This is a genomic window from Bradyrhizobium sp. HKCCYLRH1030 (genome assembly GCF_051168395.1).
Taxonomy (GTDB): Bacteria; Pseudomonadota; Alphaproteobacteria; order Rhizobiales; family Xanthobacteraceae; genus Bradyrhizobium.
This window is the reverse complement of sequence record NZ_JBNPUY010000012.1, coordinates 1-13,887: the sequence shown is the minus strand read 5'-3', so window position 1 is coordinate 13,887 and position 13,887 is coordinate 1. Positions and strand designations below refer to the sequence as shown.

Genomic DNA, 13,887 nt, shown 5'->3' with positions numbered 1-13,887 from the left:
CGTCCGCCCCGGCGCGATCACGTCCATTGCAACCTGTCGTTGATCCTGGCCGTCTCCATGTGGTCCTGCAGGACCTTGAGACGGATCAGATCGGACGAGCGAAACTCGGCATCCTTGAACTGCATTCTCTTGAGACCATCGACCAGGTTCTGGATCGACTGGTCCAGGGTGACCTGCGGCTGATGATCGGGGGCGAGGGAGCGGTACAGGCCGAAATCGACCTTGTAGGAGCGGCTGTCCACCGGCGCGGAGGTGTTGATCGACACGCTGGTCCCCGGCACGCGCGCAGCCACCGCGTTGGCGAGATCCTTGACCTGGTAGTTGCGGTCGTCCGAGCCGGCATTGACGGTGAGGAAACGGCCGCCCGTCGCCGCCGGCCTGTCGATGGCCCAGTCGATCGCCCGCGCCATGTCGGCGACGTCGATCAGAGGACGCCACGGGGTGCCGTCGGAGAGCACGCTGATCTGGCGACGGGTGAGCGCGCAGGCCACGAAATCGTTGAGGACGAGGTCGAGCCGCAGCCGATCCGACATGCCGCAGGCCGTCGCAAAGCGCAGACAGGTGATGGTCATGCCGGTGTCGATCGCGGCGAGCTCCTGCTCCGATCCGATCTTCGACTTGGCGTAGGCCGTGATGGGATTGAGCGGATCGCTCTCCTTGCGCGGCGGTCCGTCGGCGATGCCGTAGACGCTGCAGCTCGACGCGAACACGAAATTCTTCACGCCGGCCGCCGCAGCCCTCCTGGCGAGCGATACGGTGGCATTCTGGTTGACGTCGAGCGTCACATCCTGGAAGCGATTGCCCATCGGATCGTTGGAGATCGCCGCCAACTGGACCACGGCGTCATAACCGCGGAGGTCGAGCGACATGTCGCGGACGTCGCCATGGATCTGCTCGTCGAGACATCGCTCCGGAACAACCGGCGCTCCGGTCAGGCAGTGCGCGAAATAGGCGTTGTCGAAGCCGTGCAGCGTCGCATCCGGGCGCTGCGCCCGCAGATGCCGCGCGACGACCGGACCCACATAGCCCATGTTTCCGGTGATCAGTACCTTCAAAATCGCACCCTCTATGCCACAAGCCAAAACAAGAATTTAAATCATCCTGTAGTGGATTATAATTTAATATTCTAGCCAGCGTCCAGTGAATCCGTCGGCAAGCGACGCCGCCCGCCGATTTCTCCGGCACGGCGCACAAAACTCCGGGAAAACCCGTGTATTTACCCCGACCCGCCTGATGTTACGATCATCCGGCCGGCGCGGCATCAGGCCCCCTCTTGATTTAATTAATTCGCTCAATTAAATAATGCCGCAAAAGGAACAAATGTTGATCGCAGACCTCGGCAGCTTTAATTCGATCCCTGCAAATGAGGCGTCCCGCGCGGGATGCCCCGCCCGCCTCGATGACGCATTGATTGAAGCATTGAAAGACAGAGCATGACACTATCCGCCGGCGACTGGGTCGAAGTGCGCAGCAAGGAAGAGATCCTGGCGACGCTCGATGCCAACGGGCGCCTCGAAGGGTTGCCGTTCATGCCGCAGATGTTCAAATGGTGCGGCCAGCGCTTCCAGGTCTACAAGCGCGCCCACAAGACCTGCGACACGGTCACCGGATACAACACCGGAGAGTGGCTCGGACGGCGCCTCCCCAACGCGGTGCATCTCGAGCATCGCTGCGACGGCGAGGCCTATGGCGGCTGCCAGGCGGCCTGCCTGATCTTCTGGAAGGAGGCGTGGCTCACCCCGGTCGATCCGGCCAAACCAGCGTCGGCCGGCCCGGATCGCGCGGCTCCCCTTCCGCCGCCCGGCGGCTGCACGGTGCGCGCGGTGTGGGATGCGACCAAGTCGCCGGACCAGCAGCCGGGAAAGGGCCCGCGCTACGCCTGCCAGGCGACCGAGCTGCCGACCTACACCCAGCCGCTCAAATGGTGGGACGCCCGGCAATACGCCGAGGACATCGCGTCCGGCAATGTCTCGCTCGCGAAGATGTTCCGGGGCTTCCTCTACTTCGCCTATGTCGGCGCCACCATGGCGCGTCGTCCCCGGCTCGGCCGGCCCGCGCGCTGGATCTACGACCGCGTCCAGTCGCTGTGGGGCGGCGTACCGTTTCCGCGCAAGCGCGGCGATCTCCTGACGGACAAGGACGCGCCGATCGCCGATCTCGGGCTGCAGCCCGGTGATCTTGTCCGCGTGCGCCCGCACCAGGACATCCTGGCCACCATCGACAAACAGACCAACAACCGCGGCATGGGCTTCGACGCCGAGATGGTGCCCTATTGCGGCAAGGTGTTCCGGGTGCGAACGCGGGTCGAGAAGTTCATCGACGAACGCACCGGCTACATCCGGCGGATGAAGACGCCGGCCGTCATCCTCGACGGCGTCTATTGCCAGTCGCGCTACAGCGAGAACCGGTTGTTCTGCCCACGCGGCATCTATGCGTGGTGGCGCGAGGTCTGGCTGGAGAAGGTGCCGGCCACCGCAATCGAGCGCCCGCCGGCAGAGGAGATCGTCGAACTTCCCCGACGGGCGGCCGGCTGACCGCCGGGCGCAGCGACGCATCGCGGCCGAGCGCCGATCATCTCCTCGCCGATCGGATATCGATGCGCCCTTCGCGGCGAGCGCCTTCGGCCGCCGCTCACCCCAGTGACAGCTTGCGCGCGACGAATGCCTCGGCATAGCGCTCGGCGGCGCGGCATTCCATGCCCCGCAGTCGCGCCAGTCCCATGAACGTTTCCGGGTCGAACCATTGCTTGGAGCGCTGGCTGCCGAAATGCGCCATCAGCAGCGCGACCTTCCGCTTCATGATCCGCTCGGAGACGGGCATGTAGACATTGGGCCGTCCGAGATCGCCATCCCATTTCGGAATCTCGTACTCCAGGACGAGATGATCGCGGAACGTGTTCCAGACCAGGCGGTTGACCTGCCGATGGTCCTGATGGGCGTCGTCGCGGCGGTGGGCGAGGATGACGTCGGGATTGATGCGGCCCTTGAGCTGCTCGAACCAGGCCTTGATCTCCTCGCCCTGCTCGGGGAAGAAGCCGTCGCGGAACTGCATGATCTCGAGATTGCGGCCGGCGGCCTCGGCGAGGAAATCGTCGGCAGACGCCCGCGCCTCGACGCCGCGCTCGCCATTGCCGCTGAGCACGCACCAATGAACATCCAGGCGGATGCCCTGGTCGAGCCAGGACAGCAGCGTGCCTCCGGCGCCGATCTCGATGTCGTCGGAATGCGCACCGAGGCACAGGACCGACAGCCGGTCGCCGCGACCGGCGAGCTGCAGCGCCCTCATCCGTTCACCACAGCCGGAAGGCTGGAGCCGAGATGCCAAGGCGTGTCGCCGCGCTCGATCATCTCCTCGAGCACCTGGCGGTCGCGGAGCGTGTCCATGGCCCGCCAGAACCCTTCGTAGCGGTAGGCCATCAGCTCGCCGCGGTCGATCAGCCGCTTGAACGGCTGCACGACCAGCTCATCCCCCTCCTCGATATAGTCGAAGATCTCCTTGCGGAAGATGAAGTAGCCGCCGTTGATCCAGATGTTGGAATCATTGCTCGCCGCCATGCGGCCCACGGTGCCGTCGGCGTCGAATTCGGCGAGGTGGAAGCTGATCGGCGGATGGATGGCGATGAAGCAGCCGATCTTCCCGCTGCGCTTGAAACGATCGATCATCTCCGGCAGCGGCGCGTCCGTCAGGCCGTCGCTGTAGTTGGCGAGAAAGAACTCCTCGCCCTCGACCATGTGCCGGACGGCCCGCAGTCGCTGGCCGATGTTGCGCCAGATGCCGGTGTCCACCAGCGAGACCCGCCAATCCGGTGGGCGATCGCCCAGCAGCTCGACCTTCCTGCCGAACTGCGAGATCGTACAGTCGGTGGTGGACGCCTGATTGTAGTTCAGGAAATACTCCTTCACCACATTGGCCTTGTAGCCCAGGCACAGAACGAAATCCCGGTGCCCGTACTGGCTGTAATACTGCATGACATGCCAGAGGATCGGCTGATGGCCGATCGGGATCATCGGCTTCGGAATGCTGTCGGAGTATTCCCGGATCCGCGTCCCGAGTCCTCCACAGAACAATACGACCTTCATGGCGCGACGTCCTTCGGGTTCTCGATCGTTGAAATGAGCATCATTATCTTCCAATCTCGCCGGCCGGCCTCGGAGACGGCTCGCCGTGCCCTCGTTTCGCCCTCCCGACTGCGCGAGGAAAACCTCCCCTGCATTCGGTCTGCTGCGGACGTCACCCGCGTCGCGGGCTCCCGGCTCCGGATTAATAATCCAATTATATTTATTTTTAAATGCCGTTCTTGGCGTCCGGCATTGAAATATCCGCCGCACGAACATTAATCCGCCACACCGGCATTTGCCGGGACCGCCTGGAGGGCGCGCGCTCGGCATCGTTTCCGCGCTTCAAGAACCGCCATTCCGGTGTCATCGGCCTCGTCGCGGTATCGGGAGATGATCCGCGGTATCGGGAGATAATCCGGCGGCGCGAATAAATCCCAATGGCAATTTTTAACTGTTTAAATTAAATACCAAAACATATAATGACGGCTAACCGCTATTTAACCGAGTTTCGAACACCGACATCCCATGCATTACGTGGATCAGCCCGAGACTCTCGACCGAAACGGAATGCCGACCGTCCTCGTGGAACGGCAATTCCAAGGGCGCAAATGGCCCGTCCACTACGACTCGGTGGAGCCCTTCGCGATCGTGGCGGACATCGCAACGATCACCATGTCGAGCGTCCTGTCCGGGTTTCTGTATCACCTGCAGGATGCGGCGGGCGCCAACGACGTCAGTAAATCGCTCGGCCTGGCGATCCTCGTGTCGGCACTGTTCGTCTCGCTGATGAAGATCCGCGGGATGTACCGGCCGGCCGAGCTGCTGATCCTGCCGCGCCAGATCCGCGCGGCCTGCCTGACCTGGGTCACGGCGTTCCTCGTGTTGGCCGGCGCGCTGTTCGCGCTCAAGATCGGGAGCGAATTCTCACGCGGCAGCAGCATCGTATTCGCGATGCTCGGGCTCGTGGCGCTGATCCTGCATCGCCGGACCACCGCCTATCTGCTGGCAAAGGGGCTGGCGGAGAGACGGTTTTCGGGCCGCAACATCGTTCTGATCACCGATGAAGCCAGCAAGGACAACCCTGGACTGACCCAGGTGCTCACCGACACCGGCTTTCGCGTCCAGCGACACTTCCTGCTTCCCGAGCCCGACGCGGATCCGGATCAGCGACAGCGGATCGTCTCCAGCGTGATCGACTATGTGCGCGGCTCCGACATCGAAGAGATCGTCGTCGGCGCCAATCCCGAACCCTTGTCCGACCTGCGCACGCTCGGCGCCGAGCTGAGAGTCCTGCCGTTTCCAGTGAGTTTCGTGCCGCTCGGAACGGCGTCGGACCTCTTCAAGCGGCCGTGCCGCGAGCTCGGCAATGCGGTCTGCATCGAGCTGCAGCGCGGCCTGCTGAGCCCGCTCGAACACGCCACCAAGCGGCTCATGGATGTCATGCTGGCGGGCATCGCGCTGGCATTGATGTCGCCGCTGCTGCTGCTGGTGGCGATCGCCATCAAGCTCGACTCGGCCGGGCCAGTGCTGTTCCGGCAGCAGCGCTGTGGATTCAACGGCCGATCTTTTCAGATCTACAAGTTTCGCACGATGTCCGTGCTCGAGGACGGGCCTTCGATCGTCCAGGCCCAGATCGGCGACAGCCGGTTCACCCGGCTCGGGACCTGGCTGCGCCGGACCAGCATCGATGAGCTGCCGCAGCTGCTCAACGTCCTGGACGGCAGCATGTCCCTGGTCGGTCCCCGCCCCCACGCATTGGCGCACGACAACGAATTCGACAAGCTCGTGCGCAACTACGCGTTCCGTCGCCGCGTCAAGCCCGGACTGACCGGCTGGGCGCAGGTGCATGGCTGCCGCGGCCCGACGCCCACGCGTGCGTCGATCGAACAGCGCGTCGAATTCGATCTCTGGTACATCGACAATTGGAGCCTGTCGCTCGACATCGCGATCCTGCTGAGGACGCCGATCGAGCTGATCCGCGGCAACAATGCCTATTAGGCGCATTCGCAACGGATGATGATCGCGAGCCCATCGGCGGAGCCGTGCGGGCAGATCGGACCGATTTCAGGGTTTTGGCCGGCGGATCGCAACATGGGCGTCAGACCGCTCACATGTCGCTCCCCAATGCAGACAGGGCGAATCAGGCGCCGCATCGACGCGGCACGTCGCTCAAACTAGGAACGGGCTTGACTGAAGCTACCTCGATCAGGCGCGCTGACGGCGACTTTTCGAAGCGGCAGCCCCATTGATCGCAAACTCCTCGATCCGATGCCCGGTCTTGATCGCCGCCACCAGCCAACGCGGCTGCTTGCCTCGGCCGGACCAAGTCTCGGAGGTCTGCGGATTGCGATACTTCGGCAGCACGCGGGGATATTTGCGCCGCGCCTTGCCGCTCGTGGTGTAGGACTGCCCACCCTCGCTGCCGGCACCTTCGATGGCACCGCGGCTGCGGTTGAGAACCGCCAGTCGACGTTCGAGCTCGCGCTTCTCCGACGTGATCCTCACGGCGAGGATCTGACTGATCTGCTCGTGGAGAGACCAGAGGTCATCGAAGGACATCGCCTCGAAATCGATCTTCTTGGTGGACATACAGCGACCTTTGTCTGTGATCTCTATCCTGCCGGATTAACGTCATATAATTCGGTATTTCGTTCCGCAAGTGGCTCGTGGTCGGAAAAACTGAATATTTGAGTTATACCACCCCGGCCAAGCCAAATGGTTGTAACTCAAATAAAGTGCAACCTGCAACCCCGTTTCCGAAACGATGTCGCGCCGCCTTCGAGATTGCGGCAGCATTCGTCTGCACGCCGGAAGAAGCCGCCGAATCAACACGATTCTGCGACGAATTCGCAGCATATTACGGCAAGACCGCGTCAAAGTGACGTAGTTTCGATGATCGAACTTGCGCGTATTTGATAGCTGATATTCTCCCCACGCCATGGTTTTCAAAGCTGCCGCGGCGGACTTACAACCTATTCGAGCGAGCACCCTGATAACCCGGACCGAGATATTTTTGCATGCGCACAAAATGTCGCGAGCGAGTTTAATTGAGCACGCCATCGTGAATATGCCGCGAAGCCGCCGACATTGTTCCGGCGAATCAAACGCCTTCCCCAAATATTGAACCCTTCAGGAGCGTTCGCGCGAATCAGACTCGCTCACGTCGCGCCGACAGCATCCGGGGGGCGCGCGGCGTCAGACGGGCACACCATCGGCAGCGGAACTAACTGCCGCTGCGATCGGCCGTGAGGTTGAGGACGGCTGCGGACACCCGGCGGCCGATCCCGGCACCCGTTGTCCAAAGTCATCGCTCGTGGGGGCTACGTCAGAGGCCCGTGCGCCAGGTGAAGCGGCAGCATCGCATGGTTCGCCGCGATATGGTTTCCGGCCCGTCTCGGAGCGCCGTCTTGCGGGACACGACGGCTGAAGAACGTCCAGATGACATCCGGCCGTCGAGCGCCACCGACAGCCGCACTGGGCGACCTGATGCGTCATCAGGGGTCAATGCCGAGCGGCTGTCGCCTCGCGCCGGCAACCGGCGCGGCCATGACGGCCGGCCGGCGCGGCGATCAAATTCCGATGCGATTATTTCTGCTGCCTGGTTCGACCCGGCACCGCCGGCCGGGGCGGGATCAAGTGCGCCGTCCCGCGGCCGTGCCGCGTGGCCATCGGGCGACGCCTGGAAGCCGTGGACTTCTTCGCGCGTTTGCCGAGGCTGCTGCTGATGGATTGGATCTCATCGAGCAAGGCATCACAAAGCTCGATCTGCGACCGCAGCGCGGATTGCTGCGAACGGCCCGACGTTGGCCGGCCGAAACGTAATTTGGCAAGGCGTATTTTATTCAGCGATTTCAGGACGGCCTTCAAAGCGCTACCGCCGCCACCCATCTCAATATCCTCAATCAACGCGGCACCAAGCTCGTCACACAAGGACGGACCCCACTCGTTGGCGAGTTTCGAGGGCTTCTTCGCCGAATGCCGCCGAACCGTCATCGCAACGATGCACGAATTCGATTTTCGGCATTAAATTAACCACTCGCGACAAGTTAATTTACCATTTGACATCAAGACATTAAATACTTCTAGCTCTCGCTGCGGTTTGCAGTAAAATGCTACCGCATTGCCAGAAAGGTATTTTTAAGTACCTTTCGTCCGGTACAATTGAAGCTTTAGTTTGTTCAGTCTACCCTTTTATGTCTCCGACCGTGCAGAATCGTCTCTACACAATTAATTTAATTCTAGATTACGTAAGAATACGGTGCGGAGCTGCCCATTTAATCGTCTGCGCGATGATCGACGCTCCCCGAACGCGGCTGGACCGGCCGAGCACCGCCCTTATCGGCCATCGCGGCCGCCATCTTGCGCCGAGCTTGACCATGACTCGGCCGAGCGGAGCGTCCAGCGCCGTTCGGAGACGTCGAGGAAGGGGCCCAGGTTACCACAACATGGGCCGCGCCGGCGCCCCGCACACCAGCGCGCGGCGGTACAGCACGCCCCGGGGCGTCTCGACGGCGACGCGCCGAATGCATCCGGGATGAATCGCGAGATTGTAATGAAACGGAGTGGCCTCGAATGCCCCGTGCAGCCGGCAGAGTCGGCTGAGATCCGGCCCGCACTCCGTCAGCGGATAGAGGCCGCGCGCCGACGCGGGATCGGATAGGCCCGTGAGGGCGATCGCGAAAGCGCCTGCGGCGATCCTGATCACGTTCGACAATTGCGTGCTCCGTTGCAAACAGCCTCAAAGGCTGGCGCAGCAGCATAGACTTGATCGGCGGCCTAGGACAACCGGCCGCCCGCATGCGGTCCCGCCGCCCGCACGGCCTTCGAATCTCGCCGATTACAGAGGCGCCTGGGCGGCGCGGGTTTGCCTCCCTCGGCTGTCCGGCTGCCTCGGCTCACCGACGCGCTGCGCGGACTGCGATGTCGTCGCGCCTGCTCGAGCGAAGCGACTCAGGCTAACCGTTGCGCAACGGCTTTGTGCTTAAAATTGCTCGGGTTCTGTTAGGTCGAATGGATCATCCCTTCACCGTGGGACCCTCCTGGCGGCGTTGACAGCCTTGAGTGGTAATATGGTAATGTCAGACTGTGGCCTAATTGGCACGGCCGGGCAAAAGCGGACCAACCGGAATGGCGGTGCGCTTTCGTCCGGTATGGCTGCCGGGTAGGTTGAAACAAGTGGGACGTTCTCCCTTCTTGGTGAGGGAGCAGCGTGGGGAACGTATTTTTGCTGTATTTGGGGAAGCGTTTGAAAGCCTTGATCAAGCCGCCCGGGTCGACCGGTGGCGGGGCTGCTGTGCGCAAGAGCGCAGCGGGCCCGAAGGGCTTTCGTGGCCTTCGCCGTGGCTCGCGCGCGCTCTTGACTCTGGCGATCCTGGCGCTTCTGCCAGCCTGCTCCCTGCTTCCCGGGACGGGGCCGACCAGCGACGCAGTGAGCGACAATGCCACGGCCAGCGTGCGGTCGAATACGGCGCTCCCCTATGCGCTGGTCGACGTCAGCCCCGAGACGATCGGCTTCCTGTCGCAGCCCAACATGGTCACGTTCCAGGGCGTGTTTCCCGACAAGCGGCCGAAGCCGGTGCAGCTCGCCGGCATCGGTGACGTGCTGAACGTGTCCATTTTCGAAGCCGCCCCAGGCGGGCTGTTCACGCCGGCCACGGCCGCCGGCGCCCGACCTGGCAACTTCGTGGATCTGCCGGCGCAGGCGGTGGACCAGCAAGGCAATATCCGCGTTCCCTATGCGGGCGAGATCGCCGCCGCCGGCCGGACGCTGCCGCAGATCGAGCAGGAGATCGTCCTCCGGCTGCAGAAGCGCGCCCTCGAGCCGCAGGTCGTGGTCAGCCTGAACCAGCAGCATTCCAGCGTGGTCAGCGTGCTCGGCGACGTCAACACGCCGGGCGTGCTGGCCCTCAACAGCGTGGGTGAACGCCTGCTGGCGGTGATCGCGCGTGCGGGCGGCCCGAGGCACGAGGCGATCGAAAGCTACGTGACCCTGCAGCGGGACGGCAAGCGCGTGCGCGTGCTGCTCAGCCGCGTGGTGCAGGATCCGCGCGAGAACATCTTCATCCGCCCGAACGACGTCATCTACATCACGCGGGAATCCCCGACGTTTACGGCCCTCGGCGCCCTCAACCAGAACGTCTTCGGCTTCAATTCCGAGATTGCGTTCGATACGGAGACGCTGACGCTGGCCCAGGCGATCGGCAAGGCGGGCGGCCTGAACGACCAGCAATCGGATCCCGCCGAGGTCTTCCTCTATCGCTACGAGGAGCGCCCGCTACTGCAGAAGCTCGGCATCGATACCAGCCGCTTCATCTACGACCGCATTCCGACCATCTACCACGTCAACCTGCGCGATCCCTCCGGCATGCTGCTGGCTTCGGGCTTCCAGATGCGCAGCAAGGACGTGATGTACGTCGCCAATGCCAAGGTGGTCGACTACTACAAGCTTCTGACCCTGATCAACAACACGGCAACGACGACGTCCAACACGGCCACCGCGGTGATCAACGTCAACACGGCGACGAAGACCCGGTGGTGAAGCGCAACGGCGGGCCGGTAGCGGCCTGAACGGGAGCGGCGGGCCGGAGTCCGCCCCGCTCAAGGTTGCGGCATCGGACGGCCGTCGTGTGACAAGCCGTGACAATCCAGCCAATCGCCGCGACCAAACGACACCGGCGGTGCATCCGGCCGCGACATCGAACGCGCAGTATCCCTCTGCAGGCGACACGATCGCCCGCGCGAACGAATTGGGAGACTGACGTGAAGACATCCATCGCGACATTTCTGCTCGTGGCAGTCCTTTCGGCGGCAGCGGCGGTCGACGCGAATGCCTGGACCCGCAGCGGCTCGGTCACCGGACCGCGCGGCACCACCTCATTTGGCGGCTCCGGCAGTTGCTCCGGGGGTGCCTGCGCCTGGCAGGGTGGCGGCACGGGTCCCGCCGGCCGCAGCTGGTCGCGCTCCGGCTCCGCGAGCTGCAGCGACGGCAGCTGCACCCGGCAGGGCCAGGGCACGGGACCGCGCGGCAATTCCTACAGCTACAGCCGCACCGTCACGCGCTGAACGGACGCCGCGGCGCCGCTGGCCGTGGTCCTCCCGAAGCATTTGACATCGCCGGTCCGCTTGCTGTTCCGGAGCGGGCCGGCACGCCGTCTCCATCCGATGACGCCGGACACGCACCATGCCCATCCTCCCTTCCTTGCCCCCGTCGACGCGCATGATCGTGCTGCTGACGGCGGTCGGCTTCATGACGCTGGAATATGGGCTCGGCCGGCTCGCCGGCCGCGAGACTCACGACCTGCGCGAGACCGCAGCCTCGTTCGCCATCGCGGTCGGACAGCACCTCATCCGCGCAATGGTCGCGCTCGTCGCAGCCGTTCCCCTCATCATCGCCTATCGCCACAGGATGTTCGATTTCGATCCGAGCCGGCCGCTGGCCCTGCTCGCATTGTTTCTCGCCAGTGAGTTCGTCTATTATTGGCACCATCGCGCCTCGCATCGGGTTCGCTGGCTGTGGGCCACGCATGCCGTGCATCACTCTTCGACGCATCTGAACCTGACGGCGGCCATTCGTCTCGGCTGGACAAGCGAGATCTCCGGACATTTTCTGTTCTATCTGCCGCTGGCGCTGCTCGGCTTCCATCCGCTCGCGATCATCGCCGTGCTCGGCGTCAATCTGCTCTACCAATTCTTCATCCATACCGAGCTCGCACCGCGTCTCGGTCCGCTCGAATATGTGCTGAACACGCCGCGACATCACCGCGTCCACCACGCGGCCAACGCGTCCTGTCTCGATCGCAATTATGGCGGCATGCTCATCATTTTCGACCGGCTGTTCGGTAGTTTCGCCGAGGCCCCCGCTGGCGAGACCTTGCGCTATGGCCTCATCGGCGTTGAACCGAGCGTCAATCCGTTGCGGATCGCATTTGGCGAATGGCTTGCGATCGCCCGCGATCTCGCGGCAGCCCGGAGCTGGGCGATGCGGCTGCGCGTGCTGATCGCTGCGCCCGGAGAGAAGCTCCACCGCGGGGAGTCACCCGCCAGCCGAGAAGGATGCTCATGATGTCACATCGCCGATCGTTCATGGCCGCCATGGCGGCCGCTCTGCTCGTGTCGACCACGGCGCTCGCCGCCGAGCGCGGCATCATCCTCGATACAAGCGACGGTCCGCGTCATGCGCTGGTGATGACCACGGGCAGGACGCCACAGCCGACCGTGATCGTGCTCCATGGCGCGCTCGGCAGCGGCGCCGGCACCGCCCGCACGACAGGCTTTGCCGAAGCCGCGAGAGCCCATGGCTTCGCCGCGGTCTTTCCCGACGGCGTCGACCGGCAATGGAATGACGGCCGCGACGGCCGCTCCGGCGGTCCCGATGATGTCGGCTTCATCCGCAACTTGGTCCGGCAGCTCGTCGCCGACGGCACGGCCGATTCCCGGCGCATCTATCTCGCCGGCATCTCGAATGGCGGCATGATGAGCTTCACCCTGGCCTGCAAGGCGCCGGAGCTGTTTGCCGGCATCGGCACGGTGATCGCCAACATGCCTGAAGGCATCGAGCCCTGCACCGCGCGGCCGGTGCCGGTGGTGATGATCAACGGCACGGCTGATCCCATGGTGCCCTATCGCGGCGGCGAGGTCGGGCTGCGCGGCGGGCGCGGCCGGGTGTGGAGCGCTGAAAAGACGGCGGAGTTCTTTGCGCGGCGCGACGGTTGCAGCGCACGCCAGGCCGTGGCGCTGCCGCATCGGGATCTCGCCGGCGACACCTCCGTCACGCAACTCAGCTGGCGCGATTGTCAGGTGATCGGCGGCGTGTCGCTGTATCGCGTCGAAGGTGGCGGACATGCCCTGCCCGGCCGCCGCCCGCTGGCGCCGCGCCTGCTCGGCCCGAGCAATTTCGACATCGATGCCGCCGAGGTCATTCTCCGCGCGTTCGATCTCGCGCGCACGCTGTAGTCCGGCAAGTCTGAAGGCTCCGAGCGTGCCGAGACGGAGCGGTCACCAGTGGGCACGCGAGCTCAGGCGGCGATCGTCGGCGTGGTGTTCGGTTCGCGCGGCAGCTCTGCCTCGCCGTGCGAAGGAAGATTCTCACCGCGGATGCCGAGCGGCGGTCCGATCCACAACGCGTGCGCGGTGTGATCGGCCAACGGCTCCGTCGTATTCGGATGCACGAGCACGCTGAGGCGGCCATGATTGAGCATCAGCCATGGCACCAGCGCTGGAAACACGTCGACCGCGAAGGCAACTTGATACATCGGCCGCTCGTGAGGCCCGACCAGCGCGTCATGCCAACGCCCGAGCGTCACGAGGAAGCGGTCGGCCATCCACTGCCGCAGCTGTGCCGCTTCGGCTCGAGTGGCATCATCGAAATAGATGTGGGCATGAAAGCTCGCAATTGCGCTCAGGCGATGCGGCTGCGCTGCCGAGGTCGTTTCCATCCGCGCCTCTCGATCGATTCAACCGCGTTCGATCAATTCAATCACGTTGGCCGCACAGGCGAACCGATGCGGCGTGGTCATCCTAGCATCGCAGCCTGCCCTCGGTCGCGCCGCGAGTCATCGCCGGCGGACGCTGGCCTCGAGATCTCGGCGGGGCTCGAGCTTCGACCCCGGTGACCTTGCCCCCAAGTTTTATCCAGATCTGAGTTCGTTCGGGCGGTTTGATGTGCCCATCTGGGCGGTCGTAGCGGCGGGAGCTGGCGCGGAGCTCTCGGCATAGCGCAGCGCCAGATCCCGACGCGGATTGCAGGTGGCGGCGAACTCGGATGGCGTCTTCCATCCGAGCTGGGAGTGCGGCCGAGCGTCGTTATAGTCGGTCCGCCAGCATCGGAGCG

General features: G+C 63.9%; 14 protein-coding genes. 6 read left to right on the top strand and 8 right to left on the bottom strand.

Features of this window, described 5'->3' with window-relative positions:
* Positions 1 to 17: 17 nt before the first annotated feature.
* On the bottom strand, positions 18 to 1,055 hold the full coding sequence (locus ACQR1E_RS28840) for an NAD-dependent epimerase/dehydratase family protein (RefSeq protein ID WP_315717391.1): 1,038 nt from the start codon (positions 1,053 to 1,055) through the stop codon (positions 18 to 20).
* Between the two features lie 378 nt (positions 1,056 to 1,433).
* Between ACQR1E_RS28840 and ACQR1E_RS28835 the strand changes: the two genes are divergently transcribed.
* Positions 1,434 to 2,534, top strand: coding sequence for a hypothetical protein (locus ACQR1E_RS28835; protein ID WP_315717390.1), 1,101 nt, complete (start codon positions 1,434 to 1,436; stop codon positions 2,532 to 2,534).
* Positions 2,535 to 2,631: 97 nt separating this feature from the next.
* Here ACQR1E_RS28835 and ACQR1E_RS28830 read toward each other — a convergent pair whose 3' ends face one another.
* Both ACQR1E_RS28830 and ACQR1E_RS28825 read right to left on the bottom strand, forming a co-directional pair.
* Positions 2,632 to 3,285, bottom strand: a complete 654-nt coding sequence (locus ACQR1E_RS28830) for a PIG-L deacetylase family protein (protein ID WP_315717389.1) — start codon at positions 3,283 to 3,285, stop codon at positions 2,632 to 2,634.
* On the bottom strand, positions 3,282 to 4,079 hold the full coding sequence (locus ACQR1E_RS28825; protein ID WP_315752489.1) for a glucose-1-phosphate cytidylyltransferase: 798 nt from the start codon (positions 4,077 to 4,079) through the stop codon (positions 3,282 to 3,284). The genes ACQR1E_RS28830 and ACQR1E_RS28825 overlap by 4 nt, the downstream gene beginning before the upstream one ends.
* 504 nt (positions 4,080 to 4,583) lie before the next feature.
* Here ACQR1E_RS28825 and ACQR1E_RS28820 point away from each other — a divergent pair.
* The gene (locus ACQR1E_RS28820; RefSeq protein WP_315752488.1) at positions 4,584 to 6,056 is read left to right on the top strand and encodes an undecaprenyl-phosphate glucose phosphotransferase; all 1,473 of its coding nucleotides are present in this window, start codon (positions 4,584 to 4,586) and stop codon (positions 6,054 to 6,056) included.
* Between the two features lie 207 nt (positions 6,057 to 6,263).
* Here the strand turns inward: ACQR1E_RS28820 and ACQR1E_RS28815 are convergent, their stop codons facing one another.
* The 3 genes from ACQR1E_RS28815 to ACQR1E_RS28805 all read right to left on the bottom strand — a co-directional run bounded on the left by ACQR1E_RS28815 (position 6,264) and on the right by ACQR1E_RS28805 (position 8,763).
* Complete coding sequence (locus tag ACQR1E_RS28815) at positions 6,264 to 6,647, bottom strand: H-NS histone family protein (RefSeq protein ID WP_316170943.1); 384 nt, start codon at positions 6,645 to 6,647, stop codon at positions 6,264 to 6,266.
* A gap of 996 nt (positions 6,648 to 7,643) precedes the next feature.
* A complete protein-coding gene (locus tag ACQR1E_RS28810) occupies positions 7,644 to 8,051 on the bottom strand; it encodes a hypothetical protein (RefSeq protein WP_315717384.1) in 408 nt (135 codons plus the stop codon).
* A gap of 442 nt (positions 8,052 to 8,493) precedes the next feature.
* On the bottom strand, positions 8,494 to 8,763 hold the full coding sequence (locus ACQR1E_RS28805) for a hypothetical protein (protein WP_409977967.1): 270 nt from the start codon (positions 8,761 to 8,763) through the stop codon (positions 8,494 to 8,496).
* 723 nt (positions 8,764 to 9,486) lie between these two features.
* Here ACQR1E_RS28805 and ACQR1E_RS28800 point away from each other — a divergent pair.
* The 4 genes from ACQR1E_RS28800 (at position 9,487) to ACQR1E_RS28785 (ending at position 13,010) form a co-directional block, all read left to right on the top strand.
* A complete protein-coding gene (locus ACQR1E_RS28800) occupies positions 9,487 to 10,596 on the top strand; it encodes a polysaccharide biosynthesis/export family protein (protein ID WP_315717382.1) in 1,110 nt (369 codons plus the stop codon).
* A 221-nt stretch (positions 10,597 to 10,817) separates the two neighbouring features.
* Positions 10,818 to 11,120 (top strand): hypothetical protein, encoded by a 303-nt coding sequence (locus ACQR1E_RS28795; protein WP_315717381.1) that lies wholly within the window; start codon positions 10,818 to 10,820, stop codon positions 11,118 to 11,120.
* Positions 11,121 to 11,238: 118 nt separating this feature from the next.
* Positions 11,239 to 12,120, top strand: coding sequence for a sterol desaturase family protein (locus ACQR1E_RS28790; RefSeq protein WP_434897875.1), 882 nt, complete (start codon positions 11,239 to 11,241; stop codon positions 12,118 to 12,120).
* The gene (locus ACQR1E_RS28785) at positions 12,120 to 13,010 is read left to right on the top strand and encodes an alpha/beta hydrolase family esterase (RefSeq protein WP_315717379.1); all 891 of its coding nucleotides are present in this window, start codon (positions 12,120 to 12,122) and stop codon (positions 13,008 to 13,010) included. The genes ACQR1E_RS28790 and ACQR1E_RS28785 overlap by 1 nt, the downstream gene beginning before the upstream one ends.
* A 62-nt stretch (positions 13,011 to 13,072) precedes the next feature.
* On the opposite strand, the gene ACQR1E_RS28780 is transcribed toward ACQR1E_RS28785, so the two are convergent.
* Both ACQR1E_RS28780 and ACQR1E_RS28775 read right to left on the bottom strand, forming a co-directional pair.
* On the bottom strand, positions 13,073 to 13,492 hold the full coding sequence (locus ACQR1E_RS28780; RefSeq protein ID WP_315717378.1) for a DOPA 4,5-dioxygenase family protein: 420 nt from the start codon (positions 13,490 to 13,492) through the stop codon (positions 13,073 to 13,075).
* 192 nt (positions 13,493 to 13,684) lie between these two features.
* The coding region (locus tag ACQR1E_RS28775; protein ID WP_316208044.1) for an integrase core domain-containing protein at positions 13,685 to 13,887 on the bottom strand (203 nt) is incomplete at its 5' end.

Bases quoted from the DNA above. Each gene is read 5' to 3' on its own strand.
- ACQR1E_RS28825 (WP_315752489.1), bottom strand. From the start codon at position 4,079: ATGAAGGTCGTATTGTTCTGTGGAGGACTCGGGACGCGGATCCGGGAA.
- ACQR1E_RS28830 (WP_315717389.1), bottom strand. From the start codon at position 3,285: ATGAGGGCGCTGCAGCTCGCCGGTCGCGGCGACCGGCTGTCGGTCCTG.
- ACQR1E_RS28835 (WP_315717390.1), top strand. From the start codon at position 1,434: ATGACACTATCCGCCGGCGACTGGGTCGAAGTGCGCAGCAAGGAAGAG.
- ACQR1E_RS28815 (WP_316170943.1), bottom strand. From the start codon at position 6,647: ATGTCCACCAAGAAGATCGATTTCGAGGCGATGTCCTTCGATGACCTC.
- ACQR1E_RS28820 (WP_315752488.1), top strand. From the start codon at position 4,584: ATGCATTACGTGGATCAGCCCGAGACTCTCGACCGAAACGGAATGCCG.
- ACQR1E_RS28780 (WP_315717378.1), bottom strand. From the start codon at position 13,492: ATGGAAACGACCTCGGCAGCGCAGCCGCATCGCCTGAGCGCAATTGCG.
- ACQR1E_RS28790 (WP_434897875.1), top strand. From the start codon at position 11,239: ATGCCCATCCTCCCTTCCTTGCCCCCGTCGACGCGCATGATCGTGCTG.
- ACQR1E_RS28810 (WP_315717384.1), bottom strand. From the start codon at position 8,051: ATGACGGTTCGGCGGCATTCGGCGAAGAAGCCCTCGAAACTCGCCAAC.
- ACQR1E_RS28785 (WP_315717379.1), top strand. From the start codon at position 12,120: ATGTCACATCGCCGATCGTTCATGGCCGCCATGGCGGCCGCTCTGCTC.